At 72.2% G+C, this 21,350-nt stretch carries 18 protein-coding genes; 11 read left to right on the forward strand and 7 right to left on the reverse strand.

Annotated elements, in window-relative coordinates:
• Window positions 1-54 precede the first annotated feature (54 nt).
• Window positions 55-831 (reverse strand): amino acid ABC transporter ATP-binding protein, encoded by a 777-nt coding sequence (locus tag MQV74_RS29855; RefSeq protein ID WP_030680539.1) that lies wholly within the window; start codon window positions 829-831, stop codon window positions 55-57.
• 382 nt (window positions 832-1,213) lie between these two features.
• On the opposite strand from MQV74_RS29855, the gene MQV74_RS29860 reads away from it, so the two are divergent.
• Both MQV74_RS29860 and MQV74_RS29865 read left to right on the forward strand, forming a co-directional pair.
• A complete protein-coding gene (locus MQV74_RS29860; protein WP_242724509.1) occupies window positions 1,214-1,906 on the forward strand; it encodes a response regulator transcription factor in 693 nt (230 codons plus the stop codon).
• Between the two features lie 9 nt (window positions 1,907-1,915).
• Window positions 1,916-3,346, forward strand: coding sequence for a sensor histidine kinase (locus MQV74_RS29865; RefSeq protein WP_242724510.1), 1,431 nt, complete (start codon window positions 1,916-1,918; stop codon window positions 3,344-3,346).
• On the opposite strand, the gene MQV74_RS29870 is transcribed toward MQV74_RS29865, so the two are convergent.
• Both MQV74_RS29870 and MQV74_RS29875 read right to left on the reverse strand, forming a co-directional pair.
• Window positions 3,336-4,331: a TAXI family TRAP transporter solute-binding subunit gene (locus tag MQV74_RS29870; RefSeq protein ID WP_242724513.1), complete on the reverse strand. Its 996-nt coding sequence runs from the start codon at window positions 4,329-4,331 to the stop codon at window positions 3,336-3,338. The genes MQV74_RS29865 and MQV74_RS29870 overlap by 11 nt on opposite strands.
• 83 nt (window positions 4,332-4,414) lie before the next feature.
• Window positions 4,415-4,912, reverse strand: a complete 498-nt coding sequence (locus tag MQV74_RS29875; RefSeq protein ID WP_242724515.1) for a MarR family winged helix-turn-helix transcriptional regulator — start codon at window positions 4,910-4,912, stop codon at window positions 4,415-4,417.
• Window positions 4,913-5,040: 128 nt separating this feature from the next.
• Here MQV74_RS29875 and MQV74_RS29880 point away from each other — a divergent pair, with 128 nt between their 5' ends.
• A complete protein-coding gene (locus tag MQV74_RS29880) occupies window positions 5,041-5,979 on the forward strand; it encodes an MBL fold metallo-hydrolase (protein WP_242724523.1) in 939 nt (312 codons plus the stop codon).
• Window positions 5,980-6,011: 32 nt separating this feature from the next.
• On the opposite strand, the gene MQV74_RS29885 is transcribed toward MQV74_RS29880, so the two are convergent.
• On the reverse strand, window positions 6,012-6,881 hold the full coding sequence (locus MQV74_RS29885) for an SAM-dependent methyltransferase (protein WP_374120714.1): 870 nt from the start codon (window positions 6,879-6,881) through the stop codon (window positions 6,012-6,014).
• A 220-nt stretch (window positions 6,882-7,101) separates the two neighbouring features.
• Here MQV74_RS29885 and miaB point away from each other — a divergent pair, with 220 nt between their 5' ends.
• Window positions 7,102-8,610, forward strand: coding sequence for a tRNA (N6-isopentenyl adenosine(37)-C2)-methylthiotransferase MiaB (miaB, locus tag MQV74_RS29890; protein ID WP_374120803.1), 1,509 nt, complete (start codon window positions 7,102-7,104; stop codon window positions 8,608-8,610).
• A 179-nt stretch (window positions 8,611-8,789) separates the two neighbouring features.
• On the forward strand, window positions 8,790-9,515 hold the full coding sequence (locus tag MQV74_RS29895) for a class III extradiol dioxygenase subunit B-like domain-containing protein (RefSeq protein ID WP_242724525.1): 726 nt from the start codon (window positions 8,790-8,792) through the stop codon (window positions 9,513-9,515).
• Between the two features lie 497 nt (window positions 9,516-10,012).
• On the opposite strand, the gene MQV74_RS29900 is transcribed toward MQV74_RS29895, so the two are convergent.
• Together MQV74_RS29900 and MQV74_RS29905 are read right to left on the reverse strand one after the other, a co-directional pair.
• Window positions 10,013-10,288, reverse strand: a complete 276-nt coding sequence (locus MQV74_RS29900) for an antitoxin (protein ID WP_138962181.1) — start codon at window positions 10,286-10,288, stop codon at window positions 10,013-10,015.
• A gap of 24 nt (window positions 10,289-10,312) precedes the next feature.
• Window positions 10,313-10,624: a hypothetical protein gene (locus tag MQV74_RS29905; protein WP_242724532.1), complete on the reverse strand. Its 312-nt coding sequence runs from the start codon at window positions 10,622-10,624 to the stop codon at window positions 10,313-10,315.
• Window positions 10,625-10,805: 181 nt separating this feature from the next.
• Here MQV74_RS29905 and miaA point away from each other — a divergent pair, with 181 nt between their 5' ends.
• From miaA to hflX, 6 genes are all read left to right on the forward strand, one after another.
• Window positions 10,806-11,744, forward strand: a complete 939-nt coding sequence (gene miaA, locus MQV74_RS29910) for a tRNA (adenosine(37)-N6)-dimethylallyltransferase MiaA (RefSeq protein WP_242724534.1) — start codon at window positions 10,806-10,808, stop codon at window positions 11,742-11,744.
• 107 nt (window positions 11,745-11,851) lie between these two features.
• Entirely contained in the window at window positions 11,852-12,343 is a 492-nt protein-coding gene (locus MQV74_RS29915; RefSeq protein ID WP_242729228.1) for a hypothetical protein, read from the forward strand.
• A gap of 61 nt (window positions 12,344-12,404) precedes the next feature.
• The gene (dapF, locus tag MQV74_RS29920) at window positions 12,405-13,295 is read left to right on the forward strand and encodes a diaminopimelate epimerase (RefSeq protein ID WP_242724550.1); all 891 of its coding nucleotides are present in this window, start codon (window positions 12,405-12,407) and stop codon (window positions 13,293-13,295) included.
• A gap of 464 nt (window positions 13,296-13,759) precedes the next feature.
• On the forward strand, window positions 13,760-15,928 hold the full coding sequence (locus MQV74_RS29925; RefSeq protein WP_242724552.1) for a RelA/SpoT family protein: 2,169 nt from the start codon (window positions 13,760-13,762) through the stop codon (window positions 15,926-15,928).
• A gap of 249 nt (window positions 15,929-16,177) precedes the next feature.
• Window positions 16,178-17,728: a M1 family metallopeptidase gene (locus tag MQV74_RS29930; RefSeq protein WP_242724554.1), complete on the forward strand. Its 1,551-nt coding sequence runs from the start codon at window positions 16,178-16,180 to the stop codon at window positions 17,726-17,728.
• Between the two features lie 310 nt (window positions 17,729-18,038).
• Window positions 18,039-19,529: a GTPase HflX gene (gene hflX / locus MQV74_RS29935; RefSeq protein WP_242724562.1), complete on the forward strand. Its 1,491-nt coding sequence runs from the start codon at window positions 18,039-18,041 to the stop codon at window positions 19,527-19,529.
• 127 nt (window positions 19,530-19,656) lie between these two features.
• Here the strand turns inward: hflX and MQV74_RS29940 are convergent, their stop codons facing one another.
• Window positions 19,657-20,868 (reverse strand): trypsin-like serine peptidase, encoded by a 1,212-nt coding sequence (locus tag MQV74_RS29940; protein ID WP_242724564.1) that lies wholly within the window; start codon window positions 20,866-20,868, stop codon window positions 19,657-19,659.
• Window positions 20,869-21,350: the final 482 nt, after the last annotated feature.

Below are 21,350 nucleotides of genomic sequence, written 5' to 3' on the forward strand. Positions count from 1 at the left end.
CCGAGCGTCATGCGTCTGATGAGGCGTCCCGCGCGCGGGAGCGCGTGCGGCGCGTCAGTGGTGCAGGATCTTCGACAGGAAGTCCTTGGCACGGTCGCTGCGCGGGTTGCTGAAGAACTGGTCCGGCGTGGCCTCTTCGACGATCCGGCCGTCCGCCATGAAGACGACCCGGTTGGCGGCCGACCGGGCGAAGCCCATCTCGTGGGTGACGACGACCATGGTCATGCCGTCCCGGGCGAGCTGCTGCATCACCTCGAGGACCTCGTTGATCATCTCGGGGTCGAGCGCCGACGTGGGCTCGTCGAAGAGCATGACCTTGGGCCCCATGGCGAGCGCCCGGGCGATCGCCACACGCTGCTGCTGGCCACCGGAGAGCTGTGCCGGGTACTTGTCGGCCTGGGTGCCGACGCCCACGCGGTCGAGCAGACCGCGTGCCTTCTCCTCCGCCTCCGCCTTGGCCGTCCTGCGCACTTTGACCTGGCCCAGCATCACGTTCTCGAGCACGGTCTTGTGCGCGAAGAGGTTGAAGGACTGGAAGACCATGCCCACGTCGGCGCGGAGCCTGGCGAGCTCCTTGCCCTCCTGGGGCAGCGGTTTGCCGTCGATCGTGATCGCGCCGGAGTCGATGGTCTCCAGGCGGTTGATCGTGCGGCACAGCGTCGACTTGCCGGACCCGGAGGGCCCGATCACGACGACGACTTCGCCGCGGGCGATGGTCAGGTCGATGTCTTGGAGGACGTGCAGTGCGCCGAAGTGCTTGTTGACGTTCTTCAGCACGACAAGGTCGTCCGCCGCGGGTATGGCGTCCTTGGTCACCGATACTTCGGTCACGGCTTGTTGCTCCATCCTCCTCGGGTTGGGAGGACAGTAGTAACCCGGTGCGACCAGCGTCATTACATCTGAGGGGAAATTGAGCATAACGATCCGGCCGCAACCGGACACACCGTGTGAAGAGGGCGCCCCGCGCGCGTACCGGGTGCATAACGGAACGTGTCCGTGACCCGAAGGGCCTTGACGCGGTCCTTATCCATCGGCGTGGATGCCTTGGGGCGCGTCGAAGCGTCCGGCACACCGCTGGTTCCGCGCGCACGCGCGCGTACGAGACGCCTACGACAAAGGGCGTACCCCGCACGCGAGCGGGAGCGGAACGATCAATGAACTGACGGTACGACCGATGAACTACAGGGGAGCCTATGGGCTGGAGGAGGGCCGCATGAGACTGCTGCTCGTCGAGGACGACGACCACGTGGCCGCCGCCTTGTCCGCGGTCCTGGCCCGGCACGGCTTCGCCGTCACCCACGCGCGCAACGGCGAGGAAGCCCTCCAGGCCCTGCTGCCCGGCGACGCGGCACCCTTCGGGGTGGTGCTCCTCGACCTCGGCCTGCCCGACCAGGACGGCTACGAGGTCTGCGGGAAGATCCGCAAGCGCACGCAGACCCCGGTCATCATGGTGACGGCCCGCGCCGACGTGCGCTCCCGCATCCACGGCCTGAACCTCGGAGCCGATGACTACGTGGTGAAGCCGTACGACACCGGGGAGCTCATCGCGCGCATCCACGCGGTCACCCGCCGCCCGTCCGCGGCCGAGGCCGCCGCGGCTCCCGCCGAGACGGAGCTGCGGCTCGGCAACGTACGCATCGAACTGCCCACCCGTCAGGTCAGCGTGGACGGTGCCAAGGTGCAACTGACCCGCAAGGAGTTCGACTTGCTCGCGCTGCTCGCCCAGCGGCCCGGGGTGGTCTTCCGCCGGGAGCAGATCATCAGCGAGGTGTGGCGCACCAGTTGGGAGGGCACGGGTCGCACGCTGGAGGTGCACGTCGCGTCCCTGCGGGCCAAGCTGCACATGCCCGCCCTGATCGAGACCGTGCGCGGAGTCGGGTACCGGCTCGTCGCCCCGGCGTCGTAGCGGGCCCAGGTGCGCGCCCGTCTCCTGCCGCTGCTCATCGTCCTGATGGCGGGCGTCCTGCTGGCCCTGGGCTTCCCTCTCGCCGTGAGCGTGGCGTCGGCCCAGCAGCAGAAGGTCGTCGTCGACCGCATCGACGACACGGCGCGCTTCGCCTCGCTCGCGCAGTTCGTCACGAAACGGCCCGCCGGTTCGCGCCTGCGCGACAAGGACGAGCGCCGCGAGACCCTCCAGAAGGAACTCGACTACTACAACGAGGTCTACGGCATCAAGGCGGGCGTCTTCTTCCGCGACAGGTACCCCATGGCGCACGCCCCGGCCGCGTGGTTCCTGCCCGGCGCGGGCCACCCCGTGAGCGACGCCTTCGAAGAGGCACTGCGCTCCCGGGGGAGCCACGACCCGCCCCAGGTGTGGCCCTGGCAGGAGGGCGGGCGCATCGTCGTGGCGTCACCGGTGATCCGCGACGGAGACGTGGTCGCCGTCGTCGTCACCGACTCGCCCACCGGGCGCATGCGCGCGAAGACCCTGCACGGCTGGCTCCTGATCGTCGCGGGCGAGTCGGCGGCGATGCTCCTCGCGGTCGGTGCCGCGCTGCGCCTCACCCGCTGGATCCTGCGTCCGGTGGGCGTCCTGGACGCGACCACGCACGACATCGCGACCGGGCGCCTCGCCTCCCGGGTCGCGGCGGCCGGCGGGCCGCCGGAACTCCGGCGCCTGGCCCGTTCGTTCAACGAGATGGCCGACCACGTCGAGGACGTCCTGGAGCAGCAGCGTGCCTTCGTCGCCGACGCCTCCCACCAACTGCGCAACCCCCTGTCCGCCCTCCTCCTGCGCATCGAGCTGCTCGCCCTGGAGCTGCCCGAGGGCAATGAGGAGATCGCCTCGGTCCGCACCGAGGGCAAGCGTCTCGCCCAGGTCCTCGACGACCTCCTGGACCTGGCGCTCGCCGAGCACGCCGCGGCGGACCTCCAGCTCACCGACATCGGCGAGCTGGCGGCCGAGCGCGTGGCGTCCTGGCGTCCGCTCGCCGAGGAGCGGGGCGTGCGCCTGGAGGGGCACTGCCCGGCGACCACCGGCTGGGCGGACCCGATCGCGCTGTCCAGCGCCCTGGACGCGGTGATCGACAACGCCCTGAAGTTCACGCCGGAGGGGGAACGGGTCGAGGTGCGGGTCGCCTCGGCCGACGCGACGACGACGGTCGTCGTCACCGACGGCGGCCCGGGCCTCACCGACGACGAGCTGGCCCGCATCGGCGACCGCTTCTGGCGCAGCAACCGCCACCAGAACGTGAAGGGCTCCGGCCTCGGCCTGTCGATCTCCCGGGCGCTGCTCGCCGCGGGCGGGGGCTCCCTGGAGTACGCGCGCCACGAGCCGCACGGTCTGAAAGCGACGGTCGGGGTGCCCCGGCAGGCTCCCGCGGGCCCGCCGACGGCTAAGGCTTGACCGAGCGGTAGTAGCGCCGCGCGCCTTCGTGCAGCGCCAAGGGGTGCGTGTACAGGGCCGTCCGCAGGTCGACCAGTTGCGCGGCGTGCACGCGCGCGCCGATGCGGTCGCGGCTGTCGATGACCGTACGGGTCAGGCCCTCCGTCAGCTTCGGGTCGGCGCGGTTGGTGGTCACCAGGAGGTTGGCCACGGCCAGGGTCCGCACGGACGCGTTCTGCTGGGCCTCCGGGTAGGCGTCGGCGGGCATGACGGCGGCACGGTAGTAGCGCGACTCGCGGCCCTGTCGGTGCAGGGCGTCGACGAGGTCGCCGAGCGGTACGAGGCGGATGCTCATGCGCTCGGAGAGCTTCTGCACGGACGTCGTGGGCAGCCCGCCGGACCAGAAGAAGGCATCGATCTTGCCGCGCCGCAGCAGCTCGGGCGCGGTGTCTATGCCGGCGGGCAGCGCCGTGAGGTCCTTCTTCAGGTCGAGCCCGGCGGCCTGGAGGACGCGGTCGGCGATCAGCTGCACCCCGGAGCGCGGCTGTCCGACGGCGACCTTCTTCCCGCGCAGGTCCCGCGCCGACATGATGTCCGACGAGCGGCGCACGACGATGTGCACGTAGTCGTCGTACAGCCGGGCGCAGCCCCGCAGCCGGTCCGCCCCGGGCCCGCCGTCCAGGCGGTACTTCTCCACGGCGTCGGCCGCCGCGATGGTGAAGTCGGCCTTCCCGGTGGCCACCCGCTGCACGTTCTGCTGCGACCCCTGGCTGTTCAGGAGGTCGATGGTGACGTCCGGCATGTCCTTGGCGGCGGCGCCCCGCAGCAGGTTCCCGTACGTCTCGTAGACGGCGCCCTTGACGCCCGTGCTGAAGCTCATCTGCCCCTTGGGCGACTCGTCGCCCACCGGGAGCAGCCACCACAGGAGCAGCCCGAACACCACGAGACCCGCGGCCGAGCCCTGGAGGGCGCGCCGTCGGGTGAGGTGGGGCAGGGCCGCGAACATGGGCGCGATCCTGCCATTTCCCTCGCCGTGGTGACCAGGGCCCGAGCGGCCCGACGGGAAGGGCGTCCTCTTCGGGAGGGGGCCTAGCGCACCACGGCCCGCGTCAGGAGGTCGCGGAGCGTGTCCTGCTCCCGGTCCGACAGGGGGCTGAGGGGGGACTCCTTGGAGAGCGACGCCATCAGGCGCTCGCGCAGGGCGGTGCCTTGGGGGGTGAGGACGAGTTGCTTGGCTCGGCGGTCGCTCGGGTGGGGGCGGCGCTCGACGAGGCCCTGCTCCTCCAGGCGGTCGGAGACGAACGTGGCGTTGGACGGCTCGCAGCTCATCCGCTGTGCCAGCTCGCGCAGGGTCAGGGGCCCGGTCAGTTCCCGCAGCGCGATCGCCTGCGGCGCGGTCAGGCCGAGGGCGGTGGCGTGCTCGCGCACGTGCGTCTCGATCCGCCGGGCGAGGGCGTTCACGAGGCCGCAGACGCGCCAGTCGGCCGCTGGGAGGCCCTCACGCGTCTCCGGGCCCGTCTGCGCGCTCGCGGCCGCCGTACGGCCCGCCTGGTCGGCTTCCTGAGCGTTCCCGCGCGTGTTCGCCATGGCTCCCAGCCTACTCACTCCATGCAACTCAAATGGTTGCAGCTCGAATGGTTCTAGCTCTAACGTTTCTCTCGGTGCGGCGGCGCGACGGCCGCGCCGACGGCTGAACCGACTGCCCTGGAGGCCCCATGCCCACGCCCGAGAACATCGCTGACGTGCCCGTCGACACCGTCGCGCCGCCGCGCGCGGAGGCTGCCGCCGAGCGACTCCGCAGGCCCGCCCGCACCCGCACGTTCCCCCTCGGCGAACTGCGCGTCAGCTATGTGGCGGACGGAGCCGTGGGCCTCAAGCCCGGTGGCTGGCTGCCCGCCGCGACCGACAGCGACTGGGCGACGTACGCGGACCACCTGGACGAGCACGGACACCTCGTGGCGAGCGTCGGCGGGCTGCTCGTCGAGCACGGCGACCGCGCCCTGCTGATCGACGCCGGATTCGGCCCGCAGGCCTTCGCGGACGCCCCGGACAACCCCCTCATAGGCGCCCTGAGCAGCGGCCGACTCCTCGACAGCCTCGACGAGCTGGGCCGCGACCCCGGCACGATCGAGGCGGTCGCCTTCACGCATCTGCACGGCGACCACCTGGGGTGGGCATGGAATCCCGCCCCGGGCAGCACCGAACCCGCCTTCACGCGCGCCGCCTACCTCTTCGCGCAGCCCGAGTGGGACCAGCGCCACTTGGCCGCGAGCCACGGCGCGACCGAGGAGGTCCTGGCCGTCCTCGCGCCCAAGGTGCGCACGCTCACGGACGGCCAGGAGGTCTTCCCCGGCGTACGCGCCCTCGTGCGGCCGGGCCACACCGTGGGGCACGTGACCTTCGAGATCACCTCGGGCGGGCAGCGGCTCCTGGCCTTCGGCGACGCCCTGCACTCGCCGGTCCAGATCACCCACCCGGAGTGGTCGGCGGCCGTCGACCACGACCCCGGCGTCGCGGCCGAGTACCGCCACTGGCTCGTGAACGAGCTGACGGAGCCCGGCACGCTGGGCTTCGGCGTCCACTTCGCGGATGTGGTCTTCGGCCGGGCCGAACGGGACTCCCGGGGGCGCACGCTGTGGGCCCCGCTGCCCTGACGGGCCGCGCAGGGATCCCTTGCGCGTGCGGCTCAGCCCTTGCGGGCCACGCCCGCGTACATGGCCACCTCGTCCGGCAGCGCCGACGGATCGCCGTCGGTCCCCTCCGGGCGCCAGCGCGAGCACGAGACCACGCCGGGCTCCAGCAGATCGAGGCCCTCGAAGAACCGGGCCACCCGGTCGGGCGTGCGCTGCGTCAGCTTCGGAGTGCCGTGCTCGTTCCAGAAGGTCACCGCCGCGTCCACGTCCGGCATCGCCGGGCTGGTGATCGTGTGCGAAAGGACCAGATGGCTCCCGGCGGGCAGGGCGTCCATGAGGCGGCGCACGAGACCGTAGGCCTCCTGGTCGTCGTCGATGAAAATCACGACCCCCAGGAGCATCAGTGCGACCGGCTCACTGAAGTCCAGGGTGCGCGCCGCGTGCTTCAGGACGCTCTCGACGTCCCTCATGTCCGCGTCCAGGTAGTCGGTGCGCCCCTCCGGGGAGCTGGTCAGCAGAGCACGCGCGTGCGTGAGGACGAGCGGATCGTTGTCCACGTAGACGATGCGTGACTCCGGGGCGATCCGCTGGGCCACCTCGTGCGTGTTGTCGGCCGTCGGCAGGCCGGTGCCGACGTCGAGGAACTGGCGTACTCCGAGGTCGGTCACCAGGTGGCGCACCGCACGGCCCAGGAAAAGGCGGTCTGCGCGCGCGTAGTCACCGATCCCGGGGTGCAGCTCACGGATGCGGTCGCCCGCCTCCCGGTCGACCGCGTAGTTGTCCTTGCCGCCGAGCCAGTAGTTCCAGATCCGCGCCGTGTGCGGCTGCGCCGTGTTGATCCGGCTCCGTACGGCGTCGGCGGCGTCCTTGGGGGACGGTTCCTGGGCGCTCGGTGGAACCTCAGGGGAAGGGTTCCCGGTCACGTGATCGCCTCCTGGCGCGAGGGGTGGGCCGGTGCGGTTGCCAACACGCAATCTAGCGGGGTGAGTTGGGTGCCCAGAACCGGACCGCCACAAGGGGGCGCCCGGCCCGGCCGGGAGGGCGCTGCCCCGCAGGTCTGTCCCCGCCCGGACGGGGCCGCCGGGCCGCTCCGCACGGTGTACTGATCCAAGCCTTTACCCTGGACGGGTGAGCGGTGACGACGTGGCTGGTGGAGCAGTGGACGGATTGAAGACCTATGAGGTGCGCACCTACGGGTGCCAGATGAACGTCCACGACTCCGAGCGCCTCTCCGGGCTCCTGGAGGGCGCGGGGTACGTGCGCGCCCCCGAAGGCTCCGACGGCGACGCCGACGTCGTGGTCTTCAACACGTGCGCGGTGCGTGAGAACGCCGACAACCGCCTGTACGGCAACCTCGGCCGTCTCGCCCCGAGGAAGACCTCGCGCCCCGGCATGCAGATCGCCGTCGGCGGCTGTCTGGCGCAGAAGGACCGGGACACCATCGTCAAGAAGGCTCCCTGGGTCGACGTCGTCTTCGGGACGCACAACATCGGCAAGCTGCCGGTCCTCCTGGAGCGCGCCCGCGTCCAGGAAGAGGCGCAGATCGAGATCGCCGAGTCCCTGGAGGCGTTCCCCTCGACGCTGCCCACGCGCCGCGAGAGCGCGTACGCGGCCTGGGTGTCGATCTCCGTCGGCTGCAACAACACCTGCACCTTCTGCATCGTGCCCGCCCTGCGCGGCAAGGAGAAGGACCGCAGGACCGGCGACATCCTCGCCGAGATCGAGGCCCTCGTCGCCGAGGGCGTCTCCGAGATCACCCTCCTCGGCCAGAACGTCAACGCGTACGGCTCCGACATCGGCGACCGCGAGGCCTTCAGCAAGCTCCTGCGCGCCTGCGGCGCGATCGAGGGCCTGGAGCGGGTCCGCTTCACCTCGCCGCACCCGCGCGACTTCACGGACGACGTGATCGCCGCGATGGCCGAGACGCCGAACGTGATGCCCCAGCTGCACATGCCGCTGCAGTCCGGCTCGGACCCCGTCCTGAAGGCGATGCGCCGCTCCTACCGCCAGGAGCGCTACCTGGGCATCATCGAGAAGGTCCGCGCCGCCATCCCGCACGCGGCCATCACCACGGACATCATCGTGGGCTTCCCCGGGGAGACCGAGGAGGACTTCGAGCAGACCCTGCACGTGGTCCGCGAGGCCCGCTTCGCCCAGGCCTTCACCTTCCAGTACTCCAAGCGGCCGGGCACCCCCGCCGCCGAGATGGACGGCCAGATCCCCAAGGAGGTCGTGCAGGCGCGCTACGAGCGCCTGGTGGCCCTCCAGGAGGAGATCTCCTGGGAGGAGAACAAGAAGCAGGTCGGCCGGACCCTGGACCTCATGGTCGCCGAGGGCGAGGGCCGCAAGGACGGCGCCACGCACCGCCTCTCCGGCCGCGCCCCCGACAACCGCCTGGTCCACTTCACCAAGCCGGACACCGAGGTGCGCCCCGGCGACGTGGTGACCGTCGAGGTGACGTACGCGGCGCCGCACCACCTGCTCGCCGAGGGCCCCGTGCTCGACGTGCGCCGCACGCGCGCGGGCGACGCCTGGGAGAAGCGCAACACCGCCGAGGCCACGAAGCCGGCCGGTGTCCTGCTGGGCCTCCCCAAGGTGGGCGTCCCGGAGCCCCTGCCGGTGGCCACGGGCGGCGGCTGCAGCCTGGACTGACGGTTCGCGGCCGGGCGCCCCGCACGGGTGCCCGGGCCGCCCTGTCTCCCGTCCTGCCCGCCTCCTCGGCGGGCCCCCACGCGTCCGGTCGATGGCGGGCCTCGTCGACAGGCACTGTGTCGACCGCGCCCCGGCGGTCGCCCTCCCCGCTGTCCGTGGGGAGCGTTACGCTGCGGATCATGCTTGTCGCCGCTGCCGTCTGCCCCTGCCCGCCGCTGCTCGTGCCCGAGGTCGCCGCGGGCGCCGCGCCCGAGCTGGACGCCGCGCGTGCGGCCTGCTCGGACGCGATCGCCGTCCTCGCGGCCTCCCGGCCGGACCTCCTGGTGGTCGTCGGCCCTGCCGACCAGAGCGGCCGTGGCCCTCATGCGCAAGGCGCCCCCGGGTCGTTCCGCGGCTTCGGTGTGGACCTCGACGTCACGCTGGGCGAGACGGCCCCCGTGCCGGGCGCTACGGCGCCGGAGCGTGAGCTCCCGACGTCCCTGGCCGTCGGCGCGTGGCTGCTCGGCCGCACGAAGTGGTCGGCCGCGCCCGTGGAGGGCCTCGGCGTGGGGGAACCGCTCGAGCCCGAGCGGTGTATCCAGAGCGGGGAGGGAATCGCCGCCCGCGCGGACCGGGTGGCACTGCTGGTCATGGGCGACTCCAGCGCCTGCCGCACGCTGAAGGCGCCCGGCTATCTCGACGACCGGGCGGAGGGCTTCGACGCGCGCGTCGCCGAGGCGCTGGGCGCGGCGGACGTGGCGGCCCTCAAGTCCCTGGACGCCGAGCTGGCGTACGAGCTGAAGGCCGCGGGCCGCGCCCCCTGGCAGGTGCTCGCGGGCGCCGCCGAGGGCGCGGGCCTGCGCGGAGCCCTGCTCTTCGACGACGCGCCCTACGGGGTGGGGTATCTGGTGGCGGCCTGGTCCTAGGCGGGGCTGGCGGCGGCCTGACTGTGAGCGGTGCTCACGGCGCGGTGCCCGCGGTCGCCAGTGCCCTGGGCGGGCCGGTCAGCAGCCCAGGTAGGCGCCGTGCCCGCGAGTGGCCTCGGCGGGCCTCAAGCAGCCCCGGCCGGCCGTGAGCGATCTCAGTGGCCCGCCGACGGCTTCGGCGTGCCCACCTGACTCTGGCCGACACCCGACGGGCTCGGTAGGCCTGCCATGGCCCTGTCGGGCCCCCGATGGCCTCGGTAAGCCCGCGATGGCCCCGGCGGACACCCCGACGACGTCCCCCGCACATGCCGACGCCCACGACGGGCTCGGCACACGTCGACCACAGGTCGTGACCGCACACGTCGACCACACGTCACGACCACACGCATCGACACACATCGCGAGGGCCCCCTGCGCCCCCACCCGCCGCCCTCGGCCCACCGCACACGCCGACGGCCGTGAAGCTGAGCGCGCTTCACGGCCGTCCGTCGGTGTGTTCAGGAGGCCGACGGGGGTGACGGCGACGACGGGGGAGTGGTGCCGTCCCCCGTGCCCTTGCCGTCGTGGCTCCCGGCGAGGCGATCGAGGGCGTCCTTCGCCTTGCCCGTCCCCGTCTGGATCTTGTCGCTGTACTTGCCCTTGGTCTTGCTGTCGACCATCTTCGCGGCCTTGTCCAGGCCCTGGTCGATCTTGTCCCCGTGCTGCTGCGCGAGGCCGGAGACCTTGTCCTTCGCGGGGGCGAGCTTGGCTTTCAGATTCTGCAGGAAGCCCATCGGTTCACCTTGCCTCACCGGGAGTCACTTGCGGGCGCCCTCACCGGCCTCGTTGTCGGCCGCCTCCTGGGCGGACTGCTGCTTGGGGATCTCCACGTTCTCCGCGGCGGCCGCCTCGGTGGCCTCCGCCTTGTCGCCCGTATCGTCCTTGCCGTCCTCGGCCTCGGCCTTCGCTTCGCTCGTGGCATCGTCCGAGGCGGCCGCCTCTGCCTCGGCGGTTTCCGTGGCATCGGAAGACTCAGCGGCGCCCTCCGGCTCCGCCGTGAGCGTCGCCGCCGCTGCCTCCTCAGTCGAGGCCTCGGACTTCTTGCGGCGGAACCGTGAAAAAACACCCATAACTACTCCATACGTTACTCGTGTGGGCGAAATCCCGCGCCGCCCGGTGCGTCCGATTGCGTCGCCCGGGTTACCGGCTTCGAAACCGGCGGTCGGGACCTCGCAACAGGCAACGAACCCGCAGCCGTGCCGTCACGTAGCTCGTTCGGGCAGTCGCGGGGTGATTTGCGAGACTGGGGCGGTGAGTAGTGCAGCCCCCGCCCCGCGGGTCATCGCCGTCGTCGGGCCCACAGCGGCCGGAAAGTCCGATCTGGGAGTCTTCCTGGCACAGCGCCTCGGCGGCGAAGTCGTCAACGCCGACTCGATGCAGCTGTACCGAGGGATGGACATCGGTACCGCCAAGCTGACGTTGGCCGAGCGCGCCGGCGTCCCGCATCACCTCCTGGACATCTGGGACGTCACCGAGGCCGCGAGCGTCGCCGAGTACCAGAAACTGGCGCGCGCCGAGATCGACCGGCTGCTCGCCGAGGGCCGCTGGCCGATCCTCGTCGGCGGTTCGGGCCTGTACGTCAGGGGGGCCGTGGACCACCTGGACTTCCCCGGCACCGACCCCGCCGTGCGCGCCCGCCTGGAGGACGAGCTGGAGCTGCACGGCCCCGGAGTGCTGCACGCCCGGCTCGCCGCCGCCGACCCTGAAGCGGCTCGAGCGATCCTGCCCGGCAACGGCCGCCGTATCGTCCGCGCCCTGGAGGTCATCGAGATCACGGGGAAGCCCTTCACCGCCAACCTGCCCCGTCACGAGTCCGTGTACGACACCGTGCAGATCGGCGTCGACGTGGGCCGTCCCGAGCTGGACGAGCGCATCACCGTGCGCGTGGACCGCATGTGGGAGGAGGGGCTCGTCGACGAAGTGCGCGCGCTGGAGGCGCAGGGCTTGCGGGAGGGGCGCACGGCGTCCCGCGCGCTCGGCTACCAGCAGATCCTCGCGGCGCTCGCGGGGGAGTGCACCGAGGAAGAGGCGCGCGCCGAAACCGTACGCGCTACCAAGCGTTTCGCGCGCCGTCAGGACTCGTGGTTCCGCCGTGACCCCCGGGTGCACTGGCTCAGCGGAGCCGCCGTCGACCGCGGGGAACTCCCCGGGCGAGCAGCGGCGTTGGTCGAACGAGCGGTCACAGCCTGATCACGTGATGGCATCGGGACGCTCCGCCGGTCATCGCGGCACCTGACGCCGTGCCATCATCGACCATCGATCGACCAGTGGAGTCCGAAGTGGGAGGGCGCGTGGCGATGGAGGCCGGCCCTCGTGACACCGCACATGACGGCGAGCGGCACACCGCTCCGGACGGACCGCGGCTCAGCCCGGACGGCCCGGACAGCCAGGACGTGACCGCGGGCGGCGTGACCGACGACGGACCCTCCGAGGCGGAGCTCGCCGCGGAGCCCGAGGTCGAGGTCGAACTGCGTCCCCAGCGTCGGCTGCGCATCTGGCAGCTCGCGCCGATCGTGATCCTCGCCGCCGTCGGCTCCCTGATGTTCGCCTTCCCGTTGGCCTTCGAGTTCGGCGACGGCGGTGCCGTGGTCGCCATGCTCGGGCTGCTCATCAGCTCCTGCGCGGCGGGCTGGGGCATGATGGCCGCCCGCCGCGTCGGCTACACCTGGCCGGGCCTGCCGGAGCGCGGCTCGGGGCGGCGCCCGGACTGGCGGGTGGTCGGCGCGTACACCCTGGTCGTCGCCACCGCCGCCGTCCTCGCGGTGTGGCGGGTGGCCCGGCTCCGCTGACCCGGAGGCCGCGCGGGGCCGCACTTCCGGCGGTGTCGTACTCACCCCGTACGATCGAGGAATGAGCACGCCGATCGCCTTCCTCAAGGGGCACGGGACCGAGAACGACTTTGTGATCGTCCCCGACGCCGACAACACCATCGAGCTGTCCCCGGCCGCCGTAGCGGCCCTGTGCGACCGGCGCGCGGGCATCGGTGGCGACGGCCTGCTGCACGTCGTGCGCTCCGCCGCGCACCCGGACGCGCGGCATCTGGCCGACGAGGCCGAATGGTTCATGGACTACCGCAACGCGGACGGCTCCATCGTCGAGATGTGCGGCAACGGCGTGCGCGTGTTCGCGCGCTACCTCCAGCGCGCGGGACTCGTCACCGAGGGCGACCTGGCCGTGGCCACCCGCGGCGGCGTGAAGCGCGTGCACATCGCCAAGCCCGCCACTCCCGGCGGCCCGGACGGGGACGTCACCGTCGCCATGGGCAAGGCCGTGCTCCCCGAAGGCGACGTCACGGTGTCCGTGGCCGAACGCCACTGGCCCGCGCGCAACGTGAACATGGGCAACCCCCACGCCGTCGCCTTCGTCGCCGACCTGGCGCACGCGGGCAACCTCTACGAGCCGCCGCCCTTCACCCCGGCCACCGCGTACCCGGACGGGGTGAACGTGGAGTTCGTGGTCGACCGTGCCCCCCGCCACGTCGCCATGCGCGTGCACGAGCGCGGCGTCGGCGAGACCCGCTCGTGCGGCACGGGCGCGTGCGCCGTCGCTGTCGCAGCGGCCCGCAGGGACGGCCTGGACCCCGCGGCGACCGGCACCCCGGTGACGTACACCGTGGACGTGCTCGGCGGCAGCCTGGTGATCACCGAGCGGCCCGACGGCGAGATCGAGATGACGGGCCCCGCCATGATCGTCGCCGAAGGCGAGATCGCCCCGGAGTGGCTGGCCGCGGTCACGCGCTGAGGTCGAGGGGTGAGCCGCTGACCGCCCGGAGGAGCGCTGGGCCTGCCGCGCGCGTGGCGGCCAGGCGCTCCCGAGGTCTGGGTGCCCGAGCCCGGTGAGGGGGCCGCGCTGCCGGTCGTCCAGCCCTCGGCACGAGCGTCAGGGCGCCGCCTCTGCGCCACGTGGCCGCACCCACCCCGCGCAACGGCCCCAGGCGCCGCCGGGCGCCCGTACGGCGGTGGAAACAGTCGAAACGGGGGCCTGCCCCGTCACGATGGCGCTCCTCCGTGTCGAATCAGTACTCGTCCCAGTCGAATCATCACTCGAAACAGCACTCCACAGAACTGTCGCTCGAATGGGTGATCCGTTTCACGCTCGGCGAGAGCGGGTCAGCACCGCGTGATGGGCTCGGTAGCATCAAGCACCGGCCCGGACGGAGCAGGCTGCCGTTCGTACACCGCCGGTCGGAGCTGCCGGAGGTGCCCATGAGTGCGGAGGCCACGAATCCCGCGACGCCCGGCCCCGCGACGCCCACGGGCCCGATCCCGGCGACAGCGGGATCCACGGGCCAGCGGCGCCGCGCCCGCCCCCGGCTGGACCTGCGCAGACTCGGCTGGGCCGCGCTCCTCGGAACCGCCGCGCGCGGCCGCGTCCCGGACGCGATCAGCCACGTCGCCGAGGCCCACCGCGGCCACCACCCGGACGCCGACCTGGAGCTGCTGCGCCGCGCCTACGTCCTCGCGGAGTCCTCGCACCGCGGCCAGACGCGCAAGAGCGGCGAGCCGTACATCACCCACCCGCTCGCCGTCACCCTGATCCTCGCCCAACTGGGCGCCGAGACGACCACCCTGACCGCGTCCCTGCTCCACGACACGGTCGAGGACACGGACGTGACGCTCGATCAGGTGCGCGCCGAGTTCGGCGAGGACGTGTGCTACCTGGTCGACGGCGTCACCAAACTGGAAAAGGTCGACTACGGGGCGGCCGCCGAGCCCGAGACCTTCCGCAAGATGCTCGTCGCCACCGGCAACGACGTCCGCGTGATGTCGATCAAACTCGCCGACCGCCTGCACAACATGCGCACCCTCGGCGTGATGCGCCCCGAGAAACAGGCACGCATCGCCAAGGTCACCCGCGACGTGCTCATCCCGCTCGCCGAGCGGCTCGGCGTACAGGCCCTCAAGACCGAGTTGGAGGACCTCGTCTTCGCGATCCTCCACCCCGAGGAGTACGCCGCGGTCGAGGGCCTCATCGCGGCGAAGAACGCCGACGGCTCCGACCCCCTCGCGGACATCGCCGAAGAGGTACGCGGCGTGCTGCGCGAGGCCGGCATCGCGGCCGAAGTGCTCATCAGGCCGCGCCACTTCGTCTCCGTGCACCGCGTGCACCGCAAACGCGGCGGGCTGCGCCCCGCCGACTTCGGGCGCCTGCTCGTCCTCGTCAGTGAGGACGCCGACTGTTACGGGGTGCTCGGTGAGCTGCACACCTGCTTCACCCCGGTCGTGGCGGAGTTCAAGGACTTCATCGCCGTACCGAAGTTCAACCTCTACCAGTCGTTGCACACGGCCGTCGCGCGCCCGGACGGCGAGGTCGCCGAAGTCCTCATCCGCACCCACAAGATGCACCGCGTCGCCGAGGCGGGCGTCGTCGCCCTGCGCAGCCCGTACGCGCCCCCCGTGGAGGAGCAGCCCGCCGACGGCGAGCGCGCCGACCCCACCCGGCCCGGCTGGCTCTCGCGCCTCCTCGAATGGCAGCAGGCCGCGCCCGACTCCGACACGTTCTGGTCCACGCTGCGCGAGGACCTCGCCCAGGACCGCGAGATCGCCGTCTTCCGCCCCGACGGCGGCACGCTCGGCCTTCCCGCGGGCGCCAGCTGCGTCGACGCCGCCTACGCCCAGTACGGCGAGGACGCCCACGCCTGCATCGGGGCGCGCGTGAACGGCCGCCTCGCGACGCTCAGCACGGTCCTGCGGGACGGCGACTCGGTGCAGCTCCTCATGGGCCAGGACCCCACGTCGGGGCCCTCACGCGAGTGGCTCGACCACGCCCGCACCCCCGCCGCGCGGATCGCCATCCGGCGCTGGCTCGCCTCCCACCCGACCCCGGCCGCCGGCCAGCCCGCGCTGGCACACCCGCCGCCCGCGACCGTGCCCGCCGCGGCCCCACGACCACCGGTGGCGGCGGCCCTGCGCCCGGCCGCCGCGAATGTCGTGGTCGACCGGGAGGGCGCCACCGTGCGCCTCGCCGGCTGCTGTACGCCCGTACCGCCCGACGAGGTCACAGGATTCGCGGTCCGCGGCGGCGTCGTCACCGTCCACCGCGTCAGCTGTCCGGCGGTGGCGCGCATGAAGGGCGTGGGGCGCCCGGAGGTGGGCGTGCGCTGGGGGGACAGCGCCGAATGCCGGGTCACGCTCATCGCCGAGTCGTTCGGCAGGCCGCACCTCCTCGCCGACCTCACCGAAGCCATCGCCTTGGAAGGCGCCGCCATCGTCTCGGCGACCGTGGAGCCGCCCAGCCAGCAGCGCGTCCGCCACACGTACACCCTGCAGCTCCCGGACGCCGCCCACCTGCCCGGCCTGATGCGTGCGATGCGGAACGTACCCGGCGTGTACGACGTGAGCAGGGCGCAGCACCGGGCCGCGGCGACGTCCTGAGAAGGGCTGCGGCGACATCCTGAGAAGGGTCGCGGCGACGTCCTGAGAAGGGCTGCGGCGACGACCTGGAGGGCTGTCGGCGCCCTGGGGCAGTGAGGGGCGCCCGCCAACCACGCCGCGCCCCAGCGGGCTCCGATCCGCTCGCCCGGCCGCGCCGCTGAGGCATCCGGCCACCCCCGCCCCGACTCGTTCGAGTGGCCCGGCGCGCGTCATCACGGCACGGAAGGCAGGCGCTGATAGCGGTAGTTCATGCTGCTCACCCCACGCCCCAAGGCCACGAGGACCACGGTCGCGCGGCCCAAGACCGTCCGCGTCGCCATCGCCCTCCTCGCGACCGCCGCCTCCGCTGCCCTGCTCGCCGCGAGCGTTCCGCAGCCCGCCGCCCCGCTCGGCATCGGCGACCGGCTCTTCCCGCACCTCGGCAACCCGGGATACGACGTCCTGGAGTACGACATCGCCTTCACGTACGGCGGGGACAACGCCAAGCCGCTCGACACCGTCACGAAGATCGACGCCCGCGCGACCGCACCGCTGGAGCGGATCAACCTCGACTTCTCGCAGGGCAAGGTCCGCTCCGTCGACGTCAACGGAGCGCCCGCCACCTTCGACACCAGCGGCGAAGACCTCGTCGTCACCCCCCACGCGCGCGTGGAGCGCGGTCAGCGCATGCGGGTCACCGTCCGCCACACCAGCCACCCGGTCGGCGGCAAGGAGGAGGGCGGCTGGGTGCGCACCGCCGACGGCCTGGCCATGGCCAACCAGGCCGACGCCGCACACCGCGTCTTCCCCTGCAACGACCACCCGGCCGACAAGGCCCGCTTCACCTTCCGCGTCAGCGCCCCCAAGGCGCTCACGGCCGTCGCCAACGGCGTCCCGCTGGCCACGACGCGCGCCGGGGCCACCACCACGTGGGCGTACCGCACCGAACACCCCATGGCCACCGAACTGGCGCAGGTCTCCATCGGCCGCTCCACGGTGCTGCACCGCACCGGCCCGCGCGGCCTCCCTGTACGGGACGTCGTACCGACCAAGGGCCACAAGAAGCTGGAGCGGTGGCTCAAGAAGACGCCCGGCCAGGTCGCGTGGATGGAGGGCAAGGTCGGCCGCTACCCGTTCGAGAACTACGGTCTGCTCGTCGCCGACGCCCAGACCGGCTTCGCCCTGGAGACGCAGACGCTGTCGCTCTTCGAGAAGCAGCTGTTCACGCGGCCCGAGTTCCCGGAGTGGTATGTGGACACGATCATGGTCCACGAGCTGGCGCACCAGTGGTTCGGCGACAGCGTCAGCCCGCGCACCTGGTCCGACCTGTGGCTCAACGAAGGGCACGCCACCTGGTACGAGGCCCTCTACGGCGAGGAGAAGTCCGGGCACAAGCTGCGCACGCGCATGCGCGAGGCCTACCGGTACTCGGACCAGTGGCGCGCCGCGGGCGGTCCGCCCGCCGCACCCAAGGCGCCCAAGCCGGGGGAGAAGATCAGCCTCTTCCGGCCCGTCGTGTACGACGGCAGCGCCCTGGTGCTCTACGCGCTGCGGCAGGAGATCGGACGGGCCGCCTTCGAGAGCGTGGAGCGCGCGTGGGTGCGCGCCCACCGCGACGGCACCGCGACCACGGCCGACTTCACGCACCTGGCCTCCCACGTCTCGGGCCGGGACCTGCGCGAGTTCTTCGCCACCTGGCTGTACGGCACCAAGACGCCGCCGATGCCGGGCCACCCGGACTGGACGTCGGAGGCCCCGGGCAAGAAGCAGGCGGGCCGGGCGGGCGGCGGCCCCGACGTCGCCGGGCACACCCACCACTGAGCAGGTCCCGCACACCCTGCGGGACGGCGTTTCGCCAGGTGACAGACCCGGCAATAACCCAGGTGACGAGACGGGCCGTCCCGTGCAACCATCTTCAAGTCGACGGCGCGGCCCGTCCGGGACATCCCCTCGGGGAGATCTCAGGGTCGGTTCCGTCCGATCCGGGGAATCCCGGGGCGGTCGTGCGCGTTGTCGGATGTGACGGGTGGCGCCGTCGCTCGCGAGACACTGTCGCACCCAGGGTGCGACAGGGGACGGCAGACGTCCCCAAGGAGCCTCGCATCGGATTCCCATCGACGTAAAGGACCCAATGACCTCCTCTTCTTCCTCCTCCCAGGACGCACAGAGCTTCGTGCAGAACTACCCCGAAGGTCTTCGGGCCGATGCCCTGATGGAAGAGGACGTCGCCTGGAGCCACGAGATCGACGGAGCGCGGGACGGCGAGCAGTTCGACCGTGCCGAGCGGGCGGCGCTGCGCCGCGTCGCGGGCCTCTCCACCGAGCTCGAGGACGTCACCGAAGTCGAGTACCGACAGCTCCGTCTGGAGCGCGTCGTCCTCGTCGGCGTCTGGACCTCCGGGACGGTTCAGGACGCGGAGAACTCCCTCGCCGAGCTGGCCGCCCTCGCGGAGACGGCGGGCGCCCTCGTGCTCGACGGCGTCGTGCAGCGCCGCGACAAGCCGGACCCGGCCACGTACATCGGCTCCGGCAAGGCCCTGGAGCTGCGGGACATCGTGCTCGAGACCGGCGCGGACACCGTCGTGTGCGACGGTGAGCTGAGCCCCGGCCAGCTGATCCACCTCGAAGACGTCGTCAAGGTCAAGGTGATCGACAGGACCGCCCTGATCCTCGACATCTTCGCCCAGCACGCCAAGTCCCGAGAGGGCAAGGCCCAGGTCGCCCTGGCCCAGATGCAGTACATGCTGCCGAGGCTCCGCGGCTGGGGCCAGTCGCTGTCCCGGCAGATGGGCGGCGGCAAGGGCGGCGGCCTCGCCACCCGTGGCCCCGGTGAGACCAAGATCGAGACGGACCGGCGACGGATCCGCGAGAAGATGGCGAAGATGCGCCGGGAGATCGCGGAGATGAAGACGGGCCGCGAGATCAAGCGCCAGGAGCGCAAGCGCAACAAGGTCCCCTCGGTCGCCATCGCCGGATACACGAACGCGGGCAAGTCCTCGCTGCTCAACCGCCTCACGGGCGCGGGCGTCCTGGTGGAGAACGCCCTGTTCGCCACCCTCGACCCCACCGTCCGCAGGGCCGAGACGCCGAGCGGCCGCTTGTACACCCTGGCGGACACCGTCGGATTCGTCCGGCACCTGCCGCACCACCTGGTGGAGGCGTTCCGCTCCACGATGGAGGAGGTCGGCGAGTCCGATCTGATCCTGCACGTGGTCGACGGCTCGCATCCCGCCCCCGAGGAGCAGCTCGCCGCGGTACGCGAGGTGATCCGCGAGGTCGGCGCGGTGGACGTCCCCGAGATCGTCGTGATCAACAAGGCGGACGCTGCCGATCCGCTGACCATCCAGCGGCTGCTGCGCACGCAGCGGCACGCGATCGCGGTCTCCGCGCGCACGGGCGCGGGCATCGAGGAGCTGCTCGGGCTCATCGACGCCGAGCTGCCGCGGCCCGAGGTCGAGATCGAGGCCCTCGTGCCGTACACCCACGGCAAGCTCGTCGCCCGCACGCACGCCGACGGCGAGGTGCTCTCCGAGGAGCACACGGCCGAGGGCACGCTGCTCAAGGCACGGGTGCACGAGGAGCTCGCGGCGGAGCTGGCGCCGTTCGTCCCTGCGGCGCACTGAAGCCCGCGCCACGCGCGCACGCACACGGCGGAGGCCCCGCCCCCTTCCGAGGGGGGCGGGGCCTCCGCCGTGCCGGGCTTCGGGCCCTGCCGTGAACCGGCAGGGCCCGGCAGCGATCGGCCAGGGCCTACTGCGCCCCGTACTTCTCGCTCATCATGTCGAAGACCTGCTTGGCGCCGGAGCCCAGCTGCGGACCGGCCAGCCAGGTGTTCTCCGCCGGGCCGATCGAGGTGTTGGACACGAGTTTGGTCTCGCCGTCGCTCGCCCGGCGGAACCAGCCGCCGCCGGACGAACCACCGGTCATCGTGCAGCCGATGCGGTACATCGTCGGCTGCGCCGGGTCCAACGACAGACGGCCCGGCTTGCCGATGCACTTGTGCATGGTCAGGCCGTTGAACGGCGGCGCGGCCGGGTAGCCCCAGGCGCCCATCGAGCCCACGCTCTGCGCGGACGGGGTCGAGAAGTCGACATCCAGCCCGTTGCCGACCGTCTCCTCCAAGGACTTGCTGCCCTGCTGCGGCTTCACGTGCAGCACGGCGTAGTCGTACGGCGCACCGGCGCCGCCCGACGCGGCGCCCTGGTCGATCCACTCACCGGAGGTCGACACCCAGTCCGCCCACCACTGGCCGTACGGGGAGACCTCCTGCGGGGCGGCGTTGCTCAGCTCGGCCTCGGACTTGCCCAGGTCGTTGTAGGCGGGCACGAAGGTGATGTTGCGGTACCAGCCGCCCTTCGAGCCCGCGTGCACGCAGTGGCCCGCGGTCCACACGAGGTTGGACTTGCCCGGGTTGCGCGGGTCCTTCACGACCGTGCCCGAGCAGACCATCGAGCCCTCGGGGGAGTCGAAGAAGATCTTGCCGACGGGCGCGGCGTGCTCGTGGTACGGCGTCTTCTCGGGCTCGGCCTTGACCGGCGCGGGCTCCGGGTCGGTCGCGCCCTGGTCGGCGGCCGCGTCCTTCGCCGCGATCGTCTTGTTCGGGTCCTTGGCCTTGCGCATGCGCTCGGGCTTCCAGAGGTCCTCTATGACCGGGTTGACGAAGTCCTTGGCCTCGCGCAGCCAGTCGTCCTTGCTCCAGTCCTTCCAGGCACCGTCCTTCCACTTGTCCGGATCGATGCCGTGCTCCTTGAGCCGGTCGGTGAGGTCGGAGGGCAGCCCGCCGCCCGAGTCGGACCCCTTGTCGGCACCCTGCGAGGTGCCGGAGTCGGCCTTGTCGTCGGCCTTGTCGTCGCCCGGCCCGCAGGCCGTGGCGGTGAGCGCCAGGGCCGCGGCGAGCCCGGTGACGGCGAGCGCGGTACGGCGACCGCGGCCGCGCGCGAAGGGCGCACGAATGGAACGCATGGAGCTGTAACCCCCGTGGGAACGTGTGTTTGCCATGTGCGTGTCAGGCGTGGGCGCGGCATCCGCCGCCCGGGCCAACGTGGCCTCCCACTATGCCTGTGCAGTTGGGGACGAACGGCGACGAGCCCGTGAAGGTTTCGCCGCCCCCGTCGGCGTACGCATACGTACGGACGCGTACGCGTACAAAGCGGATCTGTGTGGTGCGCCGGGTGGATCCATGGGTGTGCGGCGTGGGGTCCGCGGGACGTGCGGCGTGGGGTCCGCGGGACGTGCGGTGCGGGGTGCGCGGGACGTGCGGTGCGGGGTGCGCGGGGCGCGTCGTGCAGGTCCGGGGGCGCGTGGTGCGGATCCACGCCGTGCGTGGTGGCTGGACTCCGGGGCCGGTTGAGCGCCGGTCCTCTGGACCCGGCGGAGGCCGGGGCTCATGCGGCGCACAGGGTGTGGCCCCCATGGACCCCGAGCGGCGCGGTCGCGCCCGGCCG

Source organism: Streptomyces sp. AN091965 (genome assembly GCF_022698285.1).
Lineage (GTDB): Bacteria > Actinomycetota > Actinomycetes > Streptomycetales > Streptomycetaceae > Streptomyces.

What these genes read in the sequence shown, in the direction of transcription:
- MQV74_RS29860 (WP_242724509.1), top strand. Translation starts at nt 1,214, where the DNA reads ATGAGACTGCTGCTCGTCGAGGACGACGACCACGTGGCCGCCGCCTTG.
- MQV74_RS29870 (WP_242724513.1), bottom strand. Translation starts at nt 4,331, where the DNA reads ATGTTCGCGGCCCTGCCCCACCTCACCCGACGGCGCGCCCTCCAGGGC.
- MQV74_RS29875 (WP_242724515.1), bottom strand. Translation starts at nt 4,912, where the DNA reads ATGGCGAACACGCGCGGGAACGCTCAGGAAGCCGACCAGGCGGGCCGT.
- MQV74_RS29880 (WP_242724523.1), top strand. Translation starts at nt 5,041, where the DNA reads ATGCCCACGCCCGAGAACATCGCTGACGTGCCCGTCGACACCGTCGCG.
- MQV74_RS29895 (WP_242724525.1), top strand. Translation starts at nt 8,790, where the DNA reads ATGCTTGTCGCCGCTGCCGTCTGCCCCTGCCCGCCGCTGCTCGTGCCC.
- MQV74_RS29900 (WP_138962181.1), bottom strand. Translation starts at nt 10,288, where the DNA reads ATGGGCTTCCTGCAGAATCTGAAAGCCAAGCTCGCCCCCGCGAAGGAC.
- MQV74_RS29905 (WP_242724532.1), bottom strand. Translation starts at nt 10,624, where the DNA reads ATGGGTGTTTTTTCACGGTTCCGCCGCAAGAAGTCCGAGGCCTCGACT.
- MQV74_RS29915 (WP_242729228.1), top strand. Translation starts at nt 11,852, where the DNA reads ATGGAGGCCGGCCCTCGTGACACCGCACATGACGGCGAGCGGCACACC.
- dapF (WP_242724550.1), top strand. Translation starts at nt 12,405, where the DNA reads ATGAGCACGCCGATCGCCTTCCTCAAGGGGCACGGGACCGAGAACGAC.
- MQV74_RS29925 (WP_242724552.1), top strand. Translation starts at nt 13,760, where the DNA reads ATGAGTGCGGAGGCCACGAATCCCGCGACGCCCGGCCCCGCGACGCCC.
- MQV74_RS29930 (WP_242724554.1), top strand. Translation starts at nt 16,178, where the DNA reads ATGCTGCTCACCCCACGCCCCAAGGCCACGAGGACCACGGTCGCGCGG.
- hflX (WP_242724562.1), top strand. Translation starts at nt 18,039, where the DNA reads ATGACCTCCTCTTCTTCCTCCTCCCAGGACGCACAGAGCTTCGTGCAG.
- MQV74_RS29940 (WP_242724564.1), bottom strand. Translation starts at nt 20,868, where the DNA reads ATGCGTTCCATTCGTGCGCCCTTCGCGCGCGGCCGCGGTCGCCGTACC.